This window comes from uncultured Nitrospira sp., from assembly GCA_902500695.1.
GTDB lineage: Bacteria > Nitrospirota > Nitrospiria > Nitrospirales > UBA8639 > Nitrospira_E.
The window spans coordinates 42275-60169 of the sequence record CABVRQ010000016.1 but is presented as its reverse complement, the minus strand read 5'-3'; the positions used below and the strand labels follow the sequence as shown (position 1 = coordinate 60169).

General features: G+C 50.5%; 14 protein-coding genes. 7 read left to right on the top strand and 7 right to left on the bottom strand.

The window, feature by feature from the left end:
* Positions 1-1607: BREX system ATP-binding domain-containing protein (locus AAH187_RS06285; RefSeq protein ID WP_342347588.1), on the bottom strand; the 1607-nt coding region annotated here is incomplete at its 3' end.
* A 111-nt stretch (positions 1608-1718) separates the two neighbouring features.
* Entirely contained in the window at positions 1719-2459 is a 741-nt protein-coding gene (locus AAH187_RS06280) for a hypothetical protein (RefSeq protein WP_342347587.1), read from the bottom strand.
* 786 nt (positions 2460-3245) lie between these two features.
* Between AAH187_RS06280 and AAH187_RS06275 the strand changes: the two genes are divergently transcribed.
* Positions 3246-3872, top strand: coding sequence for a pseudouridine synthase (locus AAH187_RS06275; RefSeq protein ID WP_342347586.1), 627 nt, complete (start codon positions 3246-3248; stop codon positions 3870-3872).
* Between the two features lie 19 nt (positions 3873-3891).
* Here the strand turns inward: AAH187_RS06275 and AAH187_RS06270 are convergent, their stop codons facing one another.
* Both AAH187_RS06270 and AAH187_RS06265 read right to left on the bottom strand, forming a co-directional pair.
* Positions 3892-5580 (bottom strand): glutamine--tRNA ligase/YqeY domain fusion protein, encoded by a 1689-nt coding sequence (locus tag AAH187_RS06270; RefSeq protein WP_342347585.1) that lies wholly within the window; start codon positions 5578-5580, stop codon positions 3892-3894.
* Positions 5581-6198: 618 nt separating this feature from the next.
* On the bottom strand, positions 6199-6876 hold the full coding sequence (locus AAH187_RS06265; RefSeq protein WP_342347584.1) for a hypothetical protein: 678 nt from the start codon (positions 6874-6876) through the stop codon (positions 6199-6201).
* Between the two features lie 456 nt (positions 6877-7332).
* On the opposite strand from AAH187_RS06265, the gene AAH187_RS06260 reads away from it, so the two are divergent.
* Both AAH187_RS06260 and AAH187_RS06255 read left to right on the top strand, forming a co-directional pair.
* Complete coding sequence (locus AAH187_RS06260) at positions 7333-7599, top strand: hypothetical protein (protein WP_342347583.1); 267 nt, start codon at positions 7333-7335, stop codon at positions 7597-7599.
* A 300-nt stretch (positions 7600-7899) separates the two neighbouring features.
* On the top strand, positions 7900-8157 hold the full coding sequence (locus tag AAH187_RS06255; RefSeq protein WP_342347582.1) for a hypothetical protein: 258 nt from the start codon (positions 7900-7902) through the stop codon (positions 8155-8157).
* Positions 8158-8587: 430 nt separating this feature from the next.
* On the opposite strand, the gene AAH187_RS06250 is transcribed toward AAH187_RS06255, so the two are convergent.
* A complete protein-coding gene (locus AAH187_RS06250; protein WP_342347581.1) occupies positions 8588-9130 on the bottom strand; it encodes a hypothetical protein in 543 nt (180 codons plus the stop codon).
* A gap of 382 nt (positions 9131-9512) precedes the next feature.
* On the opposite strand from AAH187_RS06250, the gene AAH187_RS06245 reads away from it, so the two are divergent.
* From AAH187_RS06245 to AAH187_RS06230, 4 genes are all read left to right on the top strand, one after another.
* Positions 9513-10403, top strand: coding sequence for an alpha/beta fold hydrolase (locus tag AAH187_RS06245; RefSeq protein ID WP_342347580.1), 891 nt, complete (start codon positions 9513-9515; stop codon positions 10401-10403).
* Between the two features lie 177 nt (positions 10404-10580).
* Positions 10581-11978, top strand: coding sequence for a DUF3422 family protein (locus AAH187_RS06240; RefSeq protein WP_342347579.1), 1398 nt, complete (start codon positions 10581-10583; stop codon positions 11976-11978).
* Between the two features lie 253 nt (positions 11979-12231).
* Positions 12232-13098, top strand: coding sequence for an HDOD domain-containing protein (locus tag AAH187_RS06235; protein ID WP_342347578.1), 867 nt, complete (start codon positions 12232-12234; stop codon positions 13096-13098).
* An 80-nt stretch (positions 13099-13178) separates the two neighbouring features.
* Complete coding sequence (locus AAH187_RS06230) at positions 13179-13895, top strand: TIGR04255 family protein (protein ID WP_342347577.1); 717 nt, start codon at positions 13179-13181, stop codon at positions 13893-13895.
* Positions 13896-14192: 297 nt separating this feature from the next.
* On the opposite strand, the gene AAH187_RS06225 is transcribed toward AAH187_RS06230, so the two are convergent.
* Together AAH187_RS06225 and AAH187_RS06220 are read right to left on the bottom strand one after the other, a co-directional pair.
* Positions 14193-15707 (bottom strand): diguanylate cyclase, encoded by a 1515-nt coding sequence (locus AAH187_RS06225; RefSeq protein WP_342347576.1) that lies wholly within the window; start codon positions 15705-15707, stop codon positions 14193-14195.
* Positions 15704-17557 carry a cadherin domain-containing protein gene (locus AAH187_RS06220; protein WP_342347575.1) on the bottom strand — a complete coding sequence of 618 codons (1854 nt, stop codon included), beginning with the start codon at positions 17555-17557 and terminating at the stop codon, positions 15704-15706. The genes AAH187_RS06225 and AAH187_RS06220 overlap by 4 nt, the downstream gene beginning before the upstream one ends.
* Positions 17558-17895 lie beyond the last annotated feature (338 nt).

Here is a 17895-nt window from a genome sequence, read left to right as displayed (position 1 = left end):
GTCACAAGATTCTTATAGCGAGGTGCCCAGACATCACATTGACCCGCGATTTCCGAAAACACTTCCCCTCGTTTATCAGGAATCACAGCGGCTTCAATCGCGGAATAATACAGCCGGACAGGGTGGTACAGAGGCGTCTCCTTACTGATCACAATCCTGCTGCAGATGAAATTGGCATCCAACGCCAGATTTTGGAGATACTCCAGAATATGCGACTTCCCACTGCCAAACTCGCCCTCGATCACCATGCCACGAGGGCACGGACCCGTAGTAATATTTTGCTGTGTGGCTTCTAATAAACGCCGAAAACGTCCCTCCACCTCAGGCTGAAGACATCCGAGCGTCGTCACCACATGCCGGTTCGGCACCCCAGCCCGCAGACCTTCAATGACACGCCGGGCTTCTCCATCTGGTGCCATTCTCCCCGGCGTCCCGGTGGAAGATTCGGTTTCTCCTTCAGAGACCGCCTCATGTTCATCTTGAATCCGAACCAAAGACGCCAATGGATTCTGGCGGTGTTTCGGACGAACGTCATCCCACACTCGCAACTTCAACGCCTCGTACCGATCCACGCCACGACGGGAATCGGTCAGGAAATCTTGTGGAGACAAGACGACCATCAGTAAGCCTTCCATCTCATCAGCGGAATCAATAAATTGACGAAGCAATTCATATAAATCCATGGTGGCTGATGGAGAAAATGATAGAGAGCCATCAGTTGGCAATACATCCTTTTTCATAAAATACCGGGAGATATCGAGTGAGAGAAGGAGGCCTCCCTGTCCCGTTAATCGAAGCCAGCGTGTTAAAGAAGACAGCATATACCGTGCATTATGACGCGAGATTTTTTGATAGATGAGAGCCTTTTTGACTCCAGTCACCAGCCGAAGGTCTCCACACAACCACTCTTTCACCGCTGCGGCCAAGACACGATCGGAATCGCCAGCATCCAACTGAGCCATGCACAGCCGAATCATCGCCATGCGAAATTCTCGGCACAGGCCGGAATCGCCTTCAATCGATTTTTCCATCCACGTTTGAATATCCCGTCGGAGCATAGGCTCCTTCCGTTCATTTAACATCGCAACCTGCCGCAACGAGAATTCTTGTCGGTCTGAAGGAATTTGATGCCCATGCTCCTCGAGTAGCCGTTGGACAAACCGATAGGCGAGCTCATCCCAATCTATTTGTTTCGCAATTTTCTGAAACAGTCGCTCGACCATGTGGGCTTTTGTGAATCGCGCGTCGACTTTTGCCAACACATATCCTTCACGTTTGGCCAGTCCCTCTAATTCCTGTTGGCAGACTTGCAATACGTCTTCACTCGGAAACACAGCAAATTTGACCGCTCCTCCTCCCTCACGGACGAAACTCCCAAGATATTCACGGTGAAGGATGCCGAGCCATTCACGGAGAGCCAAATTAAATTGTGGACCCTCCTCGGAGTGAATATTTTTCTTTGGCAAGGGCTTCGACTCTGGCCGATGTTGTTGCACACATTCCGACTCGTCCGAACGTGAGTCCTTGAGCAAAGAAGGGGAGGAAGGGAGACATTCTTCTGTTCTCACAGACTGTAATCGATTTAAGGCCTCAATTAATTTGCTCATTGTACGGTTCCTTCCCCCATGTACATTCTGAAATTTTCAGATTTCCACCACTCCGCACCTGATTCAATGACCATAACCATACTCTGACAGGCTCCCTTGACCCTGAACCCCTTACACAGGAAAATGCACACTGATTTGACAGGCACGTTTATACAATTGATTGGCTCGTGCTTCGCATATTTCATCATCGTGAAGGTCGAATAGGGTTCGTCCGATTTCCTGAAATGGCACCCCCAGATCCACCGCATCCAACACACGTAGATACATTGGCCATTCATCACGACATTTTCGCCGTTCGAGACTTCGACCCACCTGATGTTTTTGCCATTCCATAAGATCTGCCTTAACTTTTTCGATCTGAGCCAACAAGGGCTTTTTCAGATCAAACACAGCCGCCATTCGCCATTCCGACAAACACAAGCTGACCTCTTCACCTCCACCCAGCCAATCCGGTCCCTGTCCGAAATAGATCCGACCGTAATTCGAATCAAATGACAACATCCAGGGTTTCGCAATAGAGGGATTGGGAAGCCCACTGAGATGATATTTCTCTAATGAATTCGGCATTCGGGCTTTAAATGCCGGATGATCAGGCGTAAAAACTTTTTTTCGATATCGGGTGGGATACTGAGGATCTTTGGCACAGGACAAATCAAAATCATATGTTTGCAAGTAATGTTGCTCCCAATCCTTCCGGTAATCTGAACGCCGACGGAGAAATTCCCACCGCCAAAAGGTGTCATTTAAACTCTGAGAGGAGGGATAGGTATCCTCAACCTTCCAGTTGGGAGCAATCCCTACCACTTGGGGATGCCCATGTATTTCCTTTGGCATTCGTTTACGGTTAGACATGTCGCAGGACCTCCTGTTCGGGAGTATTCAATGGTAGATCGCCGGATATTAGGTACGTACTTGCCGGTACGAAGACAGCCTAGGACAGTCAGTCCCGGCTTACGCGACCTTCCAGCAACCAACCCCAAACCCGCAGGCACTCAGGAATACTGATAACCCGGTTAAAAAAGAATTGTGTCGATTCTCAAACTACGGCACGAACAAAAGAGGCAGGTGTCGGAGACGAGCTGAGGGATTGTCACTCATGATGAGGAGAACAGGTTTTGCGCCTTGACCAAGACACTCCATGGACCCATCCAAACCAGGAGAGCACCGTCACGCAACAAGCTAAAGCAACCATGGCCAAGACAAAACAAATTTTCCCTAACATGCGAAGACCCCCAGGATAGCGGTTCTTCATTCCTGCCAATACTCTCTGTATCGGCAGAGTTTTTACAGGTCTTTACTGGATGCCTAAAAAAACATACCCTTCTTTAAAGAAAATAACTCCAAAAATTCTACAAAACAATGGGCAAGACTTTCCATTCCTCAATTTTCATCTATTTTTCAAATAAAACAACAAAATCTAGATAAAGTTTATTAAAAATGGATCCCAGTCAATTGGCACACACCTCATCTGTGCAGACTGGATCAAATCAGAAAATCAAAAACGATTCACGAAAACAATTCTTTCAAAAAATCAATATGTTAGAACAGAAGTAGGCAGAACATGTGAGCACCCTATGACAAGAACCACCAAAGATCTCGAATTTCTTCGTAACTGTCGATTCAAACAAAAAATCAACCATGTCTGACTTTAAGAGGTCGGTCGCAAGAGCAAGGCCTTCTCATCTAGCACGAACCAGCGTCATCCTATTCCATAAGCCCAAAGGGTATCTGGTCACTCGAAAGGATGAGAGGGAGAGAAAAACGGTCTATCATGCCCTCCCGCCTTTCCTTTTGCAGGAAGGATGGGTACCAATCGGCCGACTGGACAAAGACTCCCGTGGCCTCCTGCTCTTCACTCAAAATGGAATAATGGTTGACCGGCTCACTGAGCCGGGCGGATGCGAAAAAATCTATGAAGTTGAGATTCGAGGAAGAATTTCAGACGATGACCTAGGCCGTGTGTTGCAGGGAGTTTCCACATCCATCGGAACATTAAAAGTACACAGGATTACAAAAAAAAGAGAAGTCGGACCAAAAACACAGTTAGAGGTCGTCTTACGCGAGGGGAAAAATCGGCATCTCCGTCGCATCTTTCATGCCCTGAAAGATCCAAAATTTAACACGCCACTCAAAGTTCTCGATCTCAAACGTGTGCAGATCGGCCCATTGACCTTAGATCTCCCGGTCGGAGCATGGCGGTTTTCAACACCTGACGAAGAGGCCAAATTGTTGGCTATGATTAAACCCTCGATGCATCGGGACTGAATACCTGGAGAAAGGATTCTCACTTCTTATCAATTTTTGCCCATGTATCTCGAAGAGACACCGTCCGGTTAAATACTAAACGATCTTGAGTAGAATCTGGGTCCAGGCAAAAATATCCCTGCCGTTCAAACTGAAACCGGCTACCAAATGGCGCTCTTCTGAGACCGGGTTCGACCTGACAATCAGACAGTACGGTCAATGAATGTGGATTGAGCAGATGGTGAAGGTCCTGAGGTTCACTTCCCGAACCGGGGTTCGGGTGAGTCAACAAGGCCTCATACAATCGCACTTCGGCAGGAAGGGCATGCTGGGCCGAGACCCAGTGAAGAGTCCCTTTTACCTTTCGACTCGATTGACTCCCGCCACTTTTCGTTTCAGGATCGAAGGTACATCGTAGAGCCGTCACTTCCCCGGTTTCGGGATCTTTCTCAACACCGACACAGCGAATAATATACGCGTAGCGAAGGCGTACTTCCTGTCCTGGAGATAGGCGAAAAAACTTTGCAGGTGGATCTTCCCGGAAATCGTCTTGTTCAATGTACAGCTCACGAGAAAAAGCAATTTTCCGTTTGCCTTGGCTGGGATCCTCAGGATTATTGGTGGCCTCTAAGTCCTCAATCTCCCCAACCGGATAATTTTCAATAACGACTTTCAGAGGATGCAACACCGCCATCACCCGTGGCGCCGACCGGTTTAAATCTTCTCGAATAGCATGCTCCAACAAGGCCATTTCAATCACACTGTCACGTTTCGCCACCCCCACCCGCTCACAAAAATTACGAATTGCCTGAGGCGTGTAGCCCCGACGTCGGAGCCCTTTCAGCGTGGGCAACCGGGGATCTCCCCACCCGCTCACATGCTTCTCTTCCACCAACTGGTGAAGCTTCCGTTTACTCATCACGGTATGCCCGAGATTCAAACGGGCGAATTCAATTTGCTGGGGATAGCACGAAACATCACACACCCTAAGCAGCCAATCATATAAGGGCCGGTGATCCTCAAACTCCAGCGTACATAACGAATGAGTAATGCCCTCCAAGGAATCGGAAAGTGGATGTGCAAAGTCGTAGGTCGGATAGATGCACCAGTCATCACCTGTCCGATAGTGAGAGGCATGTCGGATACGATATAAGGAAGGATCTCGCAAATTAATATTAGGAGAGGTCATATCAATTTTTGCCCGCAACACATGAACCCCATCCTCAAATTCTCCGTCCCGCATTCGAGTAAATAAGGCCAAATTTTCTTCCATGGTGCGGTTCCGGTGCGGGCTATCCTTCCCCGGTTCCGTCAGGGTCCCGCGAAAAAACCGGATCTCCTCGGCCGTTAAACTATCAACATAGGCATGCCCGGTTTGAATCAGTCGCACGGCAAATTGATACAATTGCTCAAAATAGTCTGAGGCAAAAAAGAGGCGATCGTCCCAATCAAAGCCCAACCACTGGACATCTTCTTGAATTGAGGAGACATATTCCATGTTCTCCTTGGTCGGATTCGTATCATCGAAACGAAGATTACACAGACCACCGAATTCCTGGGCAATGCCAAAATTCAAACAAATGGATTTCGCATGGCCAATATGTAAATGTCCATTGGGCTCTGGAGGAAAACGGGTATGCACCTGTTTGCCAATGGCCTGGCTTTCCAAATCTGCGGAAACCTTTGCTCTGATAAAGTCGATGGAAGAATGTTGGTCTAGTGACGACATAGTTAATAAGCTTTCCGAAAAATTAATGCCAGAATTTCAAGATAATCGCATCTTCAAAAACAAGACTCGGTTTCTTTGGTTCTCGTTTATCGGCACATAGAATCTTTGGAAAGGACGATGCAGGCCTCTCCCAATATCTCTCATGCAACCTGTGTGTTGTTTTCCATACGTTCAGAGAACCGTTCCCCCACGCTACCATGAGCCACGCCAACTCTCAACACGGGTGAGACAATATTCGATCCCATTGGTCACTAAAACAAGGCAGAGAAGACAGAAGAGTCGAAACTCTCGGGAAAAATTCGCAAGGCTGGTGAAGAGAAGAAAGACAATCCGATTCAGCAGATACCCCCTGCCCTGGATCTCCCGGAAGGATGAGGATTACTCAGTTTATTGCGCAGAGAAAAACCCGGCTTCAGGGACAGATGGCAAGCCAATGAAAAAGGATTGGAGAGACTTAATACAGTGAATTACAAATTAAAACCCTGCATTGGGGCATGGAGGAAGGGACAAGGAAGGACGAGCGTCTTAACGCTTTCCAGACCCATTCCTTGTTATATCCGTTTGGGGGAAGCGGGAGATGAGGGTAACCCTAGTCTAGCGGATAGACCGCCACCTTCCTTAGGAGAAGGTTTTCGTATATACAAAATTCTGACGCACGGAGACCCCATCTTTCCCTACGGGGGCCGGCTTTCCTTGTGGAGCTGCGCCTTTCTCTTTTGTCCCTTTCGAAACTTCTTCATGATTCGCGTTCAGTTCAGAGAACTCAGACCCCTTTGCAGCTCTCGATTCCCCACCTTCGTCTTGGCCATTTTTCAATTGTCTGGCCCACAGGTTCGGCTGGCAAACAAGATGAAAATTGGGAGCAGGGACGGAATCATCAATCCGCCATAATTCGAGTTCAGCCCCATAGAATTTCACTTCATCACGGGAAACCCCATTCAGCCAATCCAAGGTTTGGCGAATTTCCGCAGAAATAGCCTGGGCCACACACACCACCGTCTTTGCATCAAGGCCCGCAGCATACATAATTAGTTTACCCAGAGCGTCGGGATCAATGCCCTCCAAATGACCCAACACAATCACATAACTCCCAGTCTTGGCATCTTTGGCAAGGACGCCTCCGGCCAAAATACTAAGAGGAATGTCACTTCCAGCCGGCTTGAGGGCTCGCTCGATCGTCTCCCCTAATATATCTAAAATTTCCTCTTGCTGAAGCCACGAGGCAAACCCGTCGGCCTCATTTCCCCACACTTCACTTAAATTTATTTTTCGAAGTTTTCCAACTGGTTTTGCCATAACAACCTCAACCGAAAAAAATTGTTGGTTTCTGCTTACTACCCCAATAAGACCTACTAGTCTTATCGACAGGTATTCACAAAAGTTAAGACAAAAAAGCACGAAAGGCACGACATTCCCATGAACACAGTCATATCACGTCATACCGACAGACAACCATGCAACCATTCATCAGGAAGACCTCATCCAAAACGCCCGATCGCTTGAACTTGCCCAATCCCTGAATTTCTCTGTTTTAATCATGTCCTCGGTCATGCAGGACATTCACGTAAAACAAATTACCTACTGCTCATTGATCTTTCTTCAAATTATAGTACAATAGATTAAGTTCATTCACGCATGAATGGTCCTCGTATCCGATTCAACACCCTTCTTCAGACCCTACGACCCCTCTGGAACGAGAGACCAAAAGGATGGACAGCACGTGTTTCCCCATTTTAACAGGAGGTTTCTGCTATGAATCGATTACCCTTTTTAGGGCTGAGTCTCGTTTGTGCTTTCGGACTGATGGCTTCTTTATCAGGGTGCGGGGAAACAGAGGGCCCTGCCGAAAAGGCTGGAAAGACTCTTGATCATGCGGCCGAAAAAACAACCGAATCCGTCAAGAGCGCCATGGAAACCACAGGGGAAGCCATGGACAACGCTGCCGAGAAAACGGGAGAGGCCGCCAACGAGGCAATGGAAAGTACGGAACATATGGCAGAGGATACCGCGAAACATTAAAGAGGGTTTTCTTAACTCACGTCTCTGATAGTGCCAGAGACCCTCCCGCCGTTTCCAGTTCGTACTGACAACGGCCGGTAGGAGAAGGTTAAAACGATCTTATCTTCCTCTTTTTCTTGTGCATTCAGGTGGTCCATGTCATACCATCAGAATTCAGGGAAAAGGGGGTAGATTTTGTTGTGAAAACGAGCTTGAGCTAAGACGACATCGCCAACCCGGATGATCAAGGGATAATTCCCAAATAAGAGGGGTGAGTCCCACTGCTTATCCCACGTGTTCAACCAAGAGGAGAAAAAAGACATGATGGTCGATAAGTGGATAAAAACTATCGTGGCCCTGTTAGCTCTCCTTTTTGCTCTCTCAATGGGCATCACTTCCGCACGGGCAGAAAACCAGTCAAAGATTGGAACGGATATCGGCTTCTTGGCGGATGGCGCCGATGATACCGTCTTCACGCTCAATTTCCAGGAAAGCTATTTTCCGGGCTCATCATTCTCTGTTGACCTACAACTCTTGATTTCCTCTGCCGGAGACTTCACTCAGGGCACCTTCGCTTAAATCGGTTGCCATCACATTCCGGTGGTTTCCGTCACCATCAATGCTTTTGGCGGATTAGTGTTTGTCTATGCGAAGCTGGACCAAGTCAGTCGGGACAAAGCCAATGACAACGTCAGCCTTACCTTCCCCTTCGACGCAACTGCGGCCTTCAAAACCAATCGGACTGTGTCTCTGGCAAGGCCGCTCATCTTCACCTTTCAGGATATTGATAGACCGAATCGAATATGTACCGACAATTTCAACATAGGCATGGTATCCGGCTTTCGGTTCAAACTCTAATGCCCTAACCAAACCCTTTGCGATGTCAGTCATGCGTAGGGTTGGATGACCATCAGCGTGGCAACTGACGTTTTCCAAGGGGTTGGGAAAGAGTAGGACTAAAATAGACAAACTGACGCATTCACGTCGCTTGAAGTTGACCGGGAATTTTTTACTCCTTCACATTTTCTAAATACTCTGCAATACGATCCAACGCCAATGCATTGAGCCGTGTCCCATACCACCGGGGCATCACCCGATCGGAGAATCCCGGCACCACATACGCGCCTGGATTCAAAATCGATTCCTGGATATATTCACGAACGGTTGTCGCCGTCCCTTGATATTGAGGGTCTGCCAATCGAAGCGGTCCATTCGTCCCTAAGACTAACCGAGGGCCCTCACGCCCCAGAGCGGGGGCAATACCTGGAATGGTATGACACACCGCACAGCCGGATTGCACAAACAACTTTGCCAGCGGCTCCGTACCTGTAGACAGTGGCACATCGGTGAGTTCCACGGACGGGACTTTCTCTGGAACAGACCGTGGTTGGTCCGAACGGGTGGAATCCACAATGTTCGCTTCGCTAGGGTCCGATGCCGAATGATTGAATAGATTCACTGAAAGGGTCGCCATAATCCCGCAGGCCACCACAATAAAAATGAGAAACGTTTCCCGACTTCCTGAAGTTTGTGAGGAATTTGGTTTTTTCATAGACACTTCCACGATCCTACGGTAAAAATTGACAGCGTACAGCCAAACAAGATGAGCCAACAACCCATAAAAACCTGAGGTGGTCTACCGAAAGTTCCCCTGCCCTGTCAAATTAGGTACTCCCCGTTCAATGTGGCTACACCAACCTGATTGAGCAGTCTCTCATGAACCAATCCTTTATCCAGACTTGTCCCACACACCGGAGTTTTGGTATCCCAATCATGAGAGACAGCGGAAAAGCCCTCACCGTACCCAATCCCCACCCATGATAAATCATTGCTTGTGGCCCTCCAAAACATTTATTCCACACCCATGGTTAGATGGCCCTCACAGCATGACCCTTCTCCCGCGCTGGTGGCCCCGCAGACGTTTTCCATCAGAAATGCCCACACAAGAACGTATTTTTAAGATTTCCCCCCAGGTGGGCCTTCTGACAAAATGTCATTGGCAACCCTCCCCTTCACAACATCCCACCATCCTGATAGTTCATGGCCTCGAAGGATGTACCGAATCACACTACATGAGGGGTCTGGCCAGGAAATGTTGGGATGCAGGATGGAATAGCATTCGGATCAATCAACGAAATTGTGGCGGATCTGAACATCTCACTCCCACCCTCTATCACAATGGGCTGAGCCAGGATTACGGCAGGATTATTCAGGAAATTACCGAGGAGGATGGCTGCACTGCGGTGTGGCTTATCGGGTATTCCATGGGAGGCAATCTCACACTCAAATTAGCCGGCGAGCAAGGAACCACCCTCCCCTCCCTCCGTGGAGTCGCAGCCGTTTGCCCCAACATCCAGCCCGCAGCCTGCGTACGTGCACTGCAACGTCCTTCCAATTGGCTCTATCATCGCTATTTCCTGAAAAGCTTATCAGAAAAATTACGAAAAAAAGCCCGCCTATTCCCAGGTCGGTGGGATCTCTCACACCTCTCTCATATACGGACTATGTGGGAATTTGATGAGATCTATACCGCTCCAGACGGAGGGTATCGAGATGCCACGGACTATTACGAACAAAGTGCCGCTCGAAATATGCTGCGTTCAATCACCATTCCGACCCTCGTGATCACAGCTCAGGACGACCCGTTTATCCCCTACCCCATGTTTGCCGACCCTGCTCTCCACTCTAATCCCTTCATCCAGCTTGAGGCACCTGCTCATGGGGGGCATTGCGGGTTTTTTCAACGGCACCATAAGCATGAGGACCATTTTTGGGCCGAAAATCGAATATGTGACTGGATTCAGGCTCAACTCGCCTCAGCATGACCACCATCCATTCCTGGACTCTGCACTCTTTGTACGCCATACAAACTCCTTCAAACACTCAGCAGACTTTGTTCCTATACTCCTCTTGCCTGAGACCTATCAGGTAGGGTAGAACTCTGTTCAAATGAGTAGCCAATCCTTCCAGTCACGATTCCAATCACAAATCTTCGCGCACCCATGAAATTAAAACCCGGATCTCCAGGAAAAGGCATTCTTCGCCAAATGCATAAGGCGCAAGAAAAATATTTGGAAGGCTGGTTGGATGTTCCCGCTCATGTGCATCACACAGCCTATCGCATGGCGAATCCGGCAGTTGAACGCCCGCAAAGTCGAAAAGAATTCAAACAGCTTCTGGCCTGCTTGGAGATTGATCCCGCCCACGCCGTCATGGAAGACAAGGTTGGCTTCGGAGTCAAGAAAAACACGAATGGGGACAAACTTATTGCTATTTGGGAAGCCCACACTGAATATTACAGCTACCAGATTTGGCATATCCCCTCTGACGCGACCCAACCATTAGGATTCGGACCATTGGGATTTCCCAAATATGTGTTTCCCTTTTCTCCTTTAGGCATACAAGTCAACGCGTTGGATCTATTGGTCATCCCTGCGCGTGCCTACGACCAGGAGGAATTGAGAACCCTTCTCCCCGGTCCACAAATGTATGCCAGCAAGGTTCTCGGGGAGGACATTTCCGTGGCCACCAGCTTTACTCCCGACGAACATGATCGAGAACGATATCTCATTTGGGCTCCTGATCCTGTTTTGCTACGTCAAAAACTAGCCAGACTCATTTCGATTCTGACCACACTTGAAAATTACACTCATCTGATTTTACTACCCTATCCAGCCTTTTCCCGGTCAGTCGATCAGGTTCAAATCTTCGAACAGCGTCATCTCTATCAACGGACCCTTATCACCAAAGAACTGAACCGAGCCACACATAGCACGCTTCAACAATGGCTGGAAGGCTTAACCCATGACTTTCTTGAAGTGGGGCGACTGACCGCTTCCCTGCGTTATCGCCTTTCGGCTTCGGTCCCCTACGATCGGATTGTGCACAGTAATACCCTGGCACTCCAGGAACAGTCCCTGCCCTACGGTCGAACGCTTATCGATTATTTTCAATGGAAAATTACAGGGGTATCCGATGGATATCAGCAATTACTGACCCGCATTCAGGCCTTAGAGCAGGACTTTGAGGGCACCATTGCGGTCCTGCGCACCAAGGTTGAACTCCTCTTACAAGAGCAAAATTTGGCGCAACAAGATCAAAACGTGAAACTCCTGGCCAGCTTGGATAAGACCACAAAAAGCCAAGTCGTCTTGCAACATACCGTCGAGGGCCTCTCCGTGATCGTGATTGCCTATTATGTGAGTGGGCTGGCCAACTATCTCTTTAAAGCCCTCCACCAACTTGGTTGGCTGGACAAGTATGAATTAGCCTCTGGGATCTTTGTGCCCATCGCCCTGGGCCTCTCATTTGCCATCATCACATGGGGGAGAAACCGCATCCATAAAAAAATTTCAGCAACGACCCAACCCTCCGCCTCTTATCCCCCCGATCGTTCCTAATCCTTTTGCCCATAATCCTTGTTCCGTCACCAGCACGAACGAGGCCTGACCTAACAAGATAGGAACATGTTCCTTCCTGCGTTCTGTACGTACAACTCATTTGGAAACCGACCCCAACCAACTGCATGACCCGACTGCAGAACCGGAACTGATTAGAATTCATTTTAAGTAACCCAGGAAAATGTCCGAGAACTACAAGAAAGAGGCATAATTTTGGCCATTGCAGACCAGAGCTGGACCCAAAGGGATCAACATGCTGACAGCTGAAGAACTCGTAAAAAATTGCACGAAACTCTTTACGCTGCCGGAAGTTTATCTCCAGGTCAAAAAAGTCATCGATAACCCAGAATCCACCATGGCCGATCTGTCCAGAGCCATCAGCATTGATCCTGGCATGACGGTCGCCGTCCTCAAGTTAGTCAATAGCGCATTTTACGCGATGCCTCGAAAAGTCGAGACCATTTCCCGAGCTGTCGGAATCCTCGGCATGCAACCCCTCCATGATTTGACGCTCGCCATCTCGGTCACCAAAACCTTCTCAGGTCTCAACCAACACGTGATGAGTATGAGCGTGTATTGGTCTAATAGCTTCTTTAGTGGACTGGTCGCACGGGAATTGGCAAGGAAATGTTTTCTGGTGGATAGTGAACGGATGTTTGTGGAGGGCCTGTTGAGAGATATCGGACATCTCCTCCTTTATGAGCAACTCCCAGAACCATCGGAACAGGTGTTACGGGAGTCCGCCAAAGATGGAACTCCCGTCCATATCTTGGAACAACAGATATTGGGGTTCGATTTCACCGAAGTGGGCCAGACACTCATTGAGGAATGGCACCTGCCCAAAAATTTCGGGATCGCCATTCGGTATCAGAACAATCCATCCGGCACCAACGATCACGGATTTGAAGCGGCCATCCTCAATATGGCCAGCGCACTCACGGAAGGGTTCCAAGCACCCAATGGGCATACCCATTGGCAACATCTTGTAGCTCCCGAATCGTGGAAATTAACAGGTTTGGATGAGGAAGGGCTCAAAGAATGCATGGTAGAAGCGGGTAAACAGCTCTCCGGCATGTTAGACCTCATGAAAGAAGCCCAACACCCCGTAGCCGCTCAATAATAGAAAGAGAGCCCAGTGTGACAACATGGCAAAAAAACCAGAACACGGGGATGCCCCCTCAACCCAAAAGGCCATGTCCAATGCCCACAAACACGCATTCGTCCATCATGTACCAAAAAACTCCCCTGATCGATGTCACCTTCCAAATAGCCTTCCCGCAAAATTTACAAATATCCTCGGCTCCGCCGGTCACGTTTCAAGGAAGGGTCAAACACCTCTTTCAAAATTTCTCCCTGACACACGATCAAGCTTCCTATAATTTCCTCAGTATCGATCAGCGGTGGCAACTGGTTTTAAACCGGGGATCTCTTGCTGTAGTTGACAGACAATATGGGGAATGGGATGCCTTTCAGGCATATATCAAGCTGGCGACGGACGCGGTAGCGATCGAATACCCCCCACCCTATCTGTCCCGTATCGGGTTACGTTTCAGAAATATCATACGACGGTCCGCGCTTGGCCTGACTGACAAAGGCTGGGATCAACTCTTACACAACAAATGGACAGGAGACCTCGTCTGGTCCGGCGTGGCCGGAGACATGAAGGCCACACGCAGCGAAGTGGTAATGGGCCTGAATGGCGGAGATGACCTGGTATGCGTACGACATGGGCTCGTTCCGATTGCGCAACCAACTCAGGAAATGGGCTATTTGATCGATCATGATTTCTTTGTGAATGGACAATTTGCCATGACAGAGATCGCAGGCAAACTCACAGAATATCACCAAGCCGCCCAACGATTCTTTAAATTATGGATTACCGATGTGTTGCATCAGGCGATGAAACCGACGACCTGAACAAGGAAAGGGCCTTCTGCCACATACACTCAAGAGGAAAAAGACTAGACATCGAAACAACAGCCCTAAGTCATCGAAGCGTCATTGCTCAAAACTCCCCAATTTCCCTCACCAGCACTGACGAGTGGAGTAACATCCGAGGGTTCACTAATTTTCCATCCTGCCTGATCGCCTCAAACCCTTTTAAATAAAACGCCATAGAGTCGCGTAACGTCAGTTGTTCCCTATTCGCTCATCATATTTTGCCACTAGACTTCCTGTCCCGTTTGAGAGGCGACTTCCTCTCCCTCGCTTTCGCTAGGACACGGAATGACTCATTAGCTCCTCAGGTCGAGCTGATCCAGCGACCGATTCATCCACCGTCCACTGTTCCACCCGATTCCGCCCTCCTTCCTTGGCCGCATATAAGGCGTGGTCAGCTTGGGCCACCAATTCCATATGGTTAGAAGCTCCCAATGAGGCGGCAGACACCCCGAAACTCATCGTAATGCTCTTGCCGGACGTCGTTCGAATAGCCTGACTGGCCAGACGTTCGATATTTTCCCGTAACCGTTCGGCCACTAACATGCCCTCCGCACTAGTCTGCCCCGGGAGGAGAATGCAAAATTCCTCTCCCCCATAACGGCCGATGATGTCCAAAGGACGCAAGGCGGTTGATAATACTTGGGCAACCACCTGAATCACCTGATCTCCCACTGCATGGCCGAACCGATCGTTATACGACTTAAAATGATCAATGTCGGCCATAATACAGACCATATCCGTCCCATCGTGGCGAGTCTTCTCCCACTGATCTTCAAACGCCTCGAATAACGCTCGCCGGTTGCAACAACCCGTCAAGGGATCTCGGTGCGCCAGTTTTTCCAGTTCGGTTTTTGACAACTCTAACTCCTGAATCGTGCCTTCCAATTCCGTCACATCATTGAAAGAGACCAAAATGCCTCGGACCTGTTTGCGTTCACCGAAAATGGGTGTGCAATTGACCCGAAATTTTTTCACGGTTTGCCCCATCCTCTCCCAAACCAGGGGCACATCCAAATTCAAGCTTTTGTCCTGTCGTGCCGTCTTCCATGGGTAGGTGATGAGCGGGTTGGCCGGGTCAGGAGATGTCCATTCGAAACGATCCAGCGTATTCCCGATCAGGTCGGAAGGCTCAACATCGACAATGAGACCAAAGGCGCGATTGGCCAACACAATACGATCATCGCCATCCAGAAACACCACACCCTCTGCCAACACATCGAACGCGGCTTGCACCCGCATGGGCACCACTGAACTCGGATCGAGTTGCCGCAATGTTCGCTTCATATACAGAAAATAACCCAGAAATCCGTAGACCATGACCAGGGCAAGAAACCGCACCCAGTCATTATCCAGGACATTGGCCCAAGAGCCAGTATCCAGCGAAGGAAACCGGAGTTGTAACGTTCCCCAATGCAGGTCCCCATTAAAAATAGGAACCTGAATATGATCGGGCGTAGAGTGCTCTCCGGATGGTTGGTTCCAGAGAGCACCATGTGGCCCGGCCTGAGCCATAATTTCACCACTTTCCAAGACCAAGGCCACGGATTGGATATCCGCATTCCGTTCTACCAACAGATCCAAGGCCTGCTGGATGGCTTGGTCGTCCTTCCTCTGCGCCAGGAGGGAATACTGAACGGCCATCGCTTCGCTATACTTTTGCCGATAGGTAAAAATTTGCGCAGCTTGGTCCGGAATGAGACCGATCATCAAGTCACTGATTAAAAGGATACTCAGGGTAAGGGATGCCAGACCAAGACTCATCCAAAAGATGGGTGTTAGTCGTTTCATAAGAATCCTGGGGGGGAAGTCGAGGAGGGTGGAGAAGATTTGACAGTCTTCTGGGCCAACATCTGGCCTAATCCTTGATGCTCCCGCATCTCCTTTGCTTCGGCTTCCTTCATTTTTTTCATCATACTTTCCCGACACTTTTGATCCATATCCAATATCGCAATAGGGTCAAAACTGCGCCAGGCCGGGAGCGTAGCCAACATGCTCGCCAACAGCGTCCCACCTCTCACCAGCCACGCCACCAGGACTCCCGAGAAACCGAGTCCGGTGTATTCCATCATTTTGGTGAAAAACGACCGTTCTTCGATGGTTTGCAGCGTGGTCTCTTCTAAAGCATCGGAAAACGAGTTCAACTGCTGAAGAAATTCATGGCCAAGCTCGATATGTGAGAGCAGCACAGGAGTCGGAGCATAAGCACGAATTTGGTCTGAGGTGGTCCCAAAAGCAGCGGGACGCAGGAATGGGGCGACCTCCAAGACCCGGTTCCAGTCCGGAACCGACTGAGAATGGGGACTACGGGAAAGATCCCGTCCCGTCGTGGATTGACCACCAAAGAACCCAGGAAACTCGACTTGGGGTATCCCCGTGGGGGAAGGACTCGTCTCGGCCGGCGGCTCTGGAGTGGGACGAGGACTTGGGCCAGGCGAAGGCGTCGGCCTTGGTACCGGCGGGGGCAATTGAGCTTGCCCTTCCTGGACATTTGTAACGGTGATACGAATCAGTTGGATATCCACCCCACCATTACCATCGCTCACCTGCACCTGCACATCATAGAAATTATCCCCGTCCGCGTCGGCGGGCGTCTCAAAATCGGGAGCCACCATAAACGTCAACACCCCGCTGGTCGGATCCAGCCTGAACAGCCCGGCATCCGCCCCTCCGCTGATACTATAGGTCAACGTGTCCACCGGCACATCGATATCCGTCGCCGTCACCGTCGTCACCGCCGTCTGGTTTTCCGCCGCATTGACTGCTGCCGTCGGTCCCGCCCCGTCACTGGTGATCACCGGCGCATCGTTGCCATCCGTCACGGTCACCGCAAGGGCTTGCGTATCCACCCCGCCATTGCCATCGCTCACCTGCACCAGCACGTCATAGACATTGTCGGCTCCCGCATCGGCCGGCGCATCAAAGTCGGGGCCAACTGTGAACGTCAACACCCCGCTGCTCGGATTCAGGCTGAACAGGGCCACATCTGCGCCGCCGATGATGCTATAGGTGAGAGTATTCGCCGGCACATCCGCATCGGTGGCTGTCACGGTGGTCACACTCGTTTGATTCTCGGCGGCATTCACAGCAGCCGTCGGGCCGCCGCCATTACTGGTGATGACCGGCGCGTCATTGACACTGGTCACGGTGAGGGCTGTGACATCGGTGTCGCTTAAAGGCGTGCCCGCACTGTCGGTGGAAACCGTCGTCAGCGTGTCCGCCCCGGTGTAGTTCAGATTGCCTTGATAGACTAAGCTGGCGAGGGACGCATTGATGTCCGTCTCCGTCCCACTGAGCGTCAGCGTGCTCGTGCCGTTGGTCCCCGCACTGATCGTCGCCCCACCCGAGAGCGTCACCGTCACCGTCCCTTGCGTCACCGTCAGCTGTGTCGAGGCCAGGTTGCCGTCCACATCCGTCACACTGATGAGGTGGGCCCCCGTCATCGCCAGGGCCGTGTCTTCCGCCACCGTGGCCGTCGCCGGCACCGTGTTCACGGGCACATCATTGACAGCACTGAAGGTGACCGTCGTGTCGTAGTTGGCACTCGTGCCCCCGTCCCCATCGGTCAGCACATAGCGCACCGTGCGGCTGCCCAGCGTCGGGTTGGCCGTGTCGGTGTTCGTATAGGTGATGTTCTGCACCAGGGCGCTGACCGCCGCGGCATCGGCGTTGGCCTCCAGCGTGATGACCAGGGCCGCGCCACTGCTGCCCCCGACAAAGGTGCCGATTTGCGTGCCGCCGTAACTGACCGCACTGCCCGCCACCGTGATGTTCGTCGGGCCCGCCCCTTGGTCGCGAATGGCCAGCACATCCTCCGCACTGTCACTGCCCGCCGTAAACGCCACCGTCAAGGTGCCCGTGTCAAAGTCACTGCTGTCCACATCACTCACGGCCGCATTGCCGCTCTGGTCAAGGACTTGCGCCCCGTCCCCTTCGGTGTAGGCCAGCGTATCGCCCCCCAGGTTGGTGAGGACCGGGA

What these genes read in the sequence shown, in the direction of transcription:
- AAH187_RS06280 (WP_342347587.1), bottom strand. Translation starts at nt 2,459, where the DNA reads ATGTCTAACCGTAAACGAATGCCAAAGGAAATACATGGGCATCCCCAA.
- AAH187_RS06275 (WP_342347586.1), top strand. Translation starts at nt 3,246, where the DNA reads ATGTCTGACTTTAAGAGGTCGGTCGCAAGAGCAAGGCCTTCTCATCTA.
- AAH187_RS06270 (WP_342347585.1), bottom strand. Translation starts at nt 5,580, where the DNA reads ATGTCGTCACTAGACCAACATTCTTCCATCGACTTTATCAGAGCAAAG.
- AAH187_RS06265 (WP_342347584.1), bottom strand. Translation starts at nt 6,876, where the DNA reads ATGGCAAAACCAGTTGGAAAACTTCGAAAAATAAATTTAAGTGAAGTG.
- AAH187_RS06260 (WP_342347583.1), top strand. Translation starts at nt 7,333, where the DNA reads ATGAATCGATTACCCTTTTTAGGGCTGAGTCTCGTTTGTGCTTTCGGA.
- AAH187_RS06255 (WP_342347582.1), top strand. Translation starts at nt 7,900, where the DNA reads ATGATGGTCGATAAGTGGATAAAAACTATCGTGGCCCTGTTAGCTCTC.
- AAH187_RS06250 (WP_342347581.1), bottom strand. Translation starts at nt 9,130, where the DNA reads ATGAAAAAACCAAATTCCTCACAAACTTCAGGAAGTCGGGAAACGTTT.
- AAH187_RS06245 (WP_342347580.1), top strand. Translation starts at nt 9,513, where the DNA reads ATGCCCACACAAGAACGTATTTTTAAGATTTCCCCCCAGGTGGGCCTT.
- AAH187_RS06240 (WP_342347579.1), top strand. Translation starts at nt 10,581, where the DNA reads ATGAAATTAAAACCCGGATCTCCAGGAAAAGGCATTCTTCGCCAAATG.
- AAH187_RS06235 (WP_342347578.1), top strand. Translation starts at nt 12,232, where the DNA reads ATGCTGACAGCTGAAGAACTCGTAAAAAATTGCACGAAACTCTTTACG.
- AAH187_RS06230 (WP_342347577.1), top strand. Translation starts at nt 13,179, where the DNA reads ATGCCCACAAACACGCATTCGTCCATCATGTACCAAAAAACTCCCCTG.
- AAH187_RS06225 (WP_342347576.1), bottom strand. Translation starts at nt 15,707, where the DNA reads ATGAAACGACTAACACCCATCTTTTGGATGAGTCTTGGTCTGGCATCC.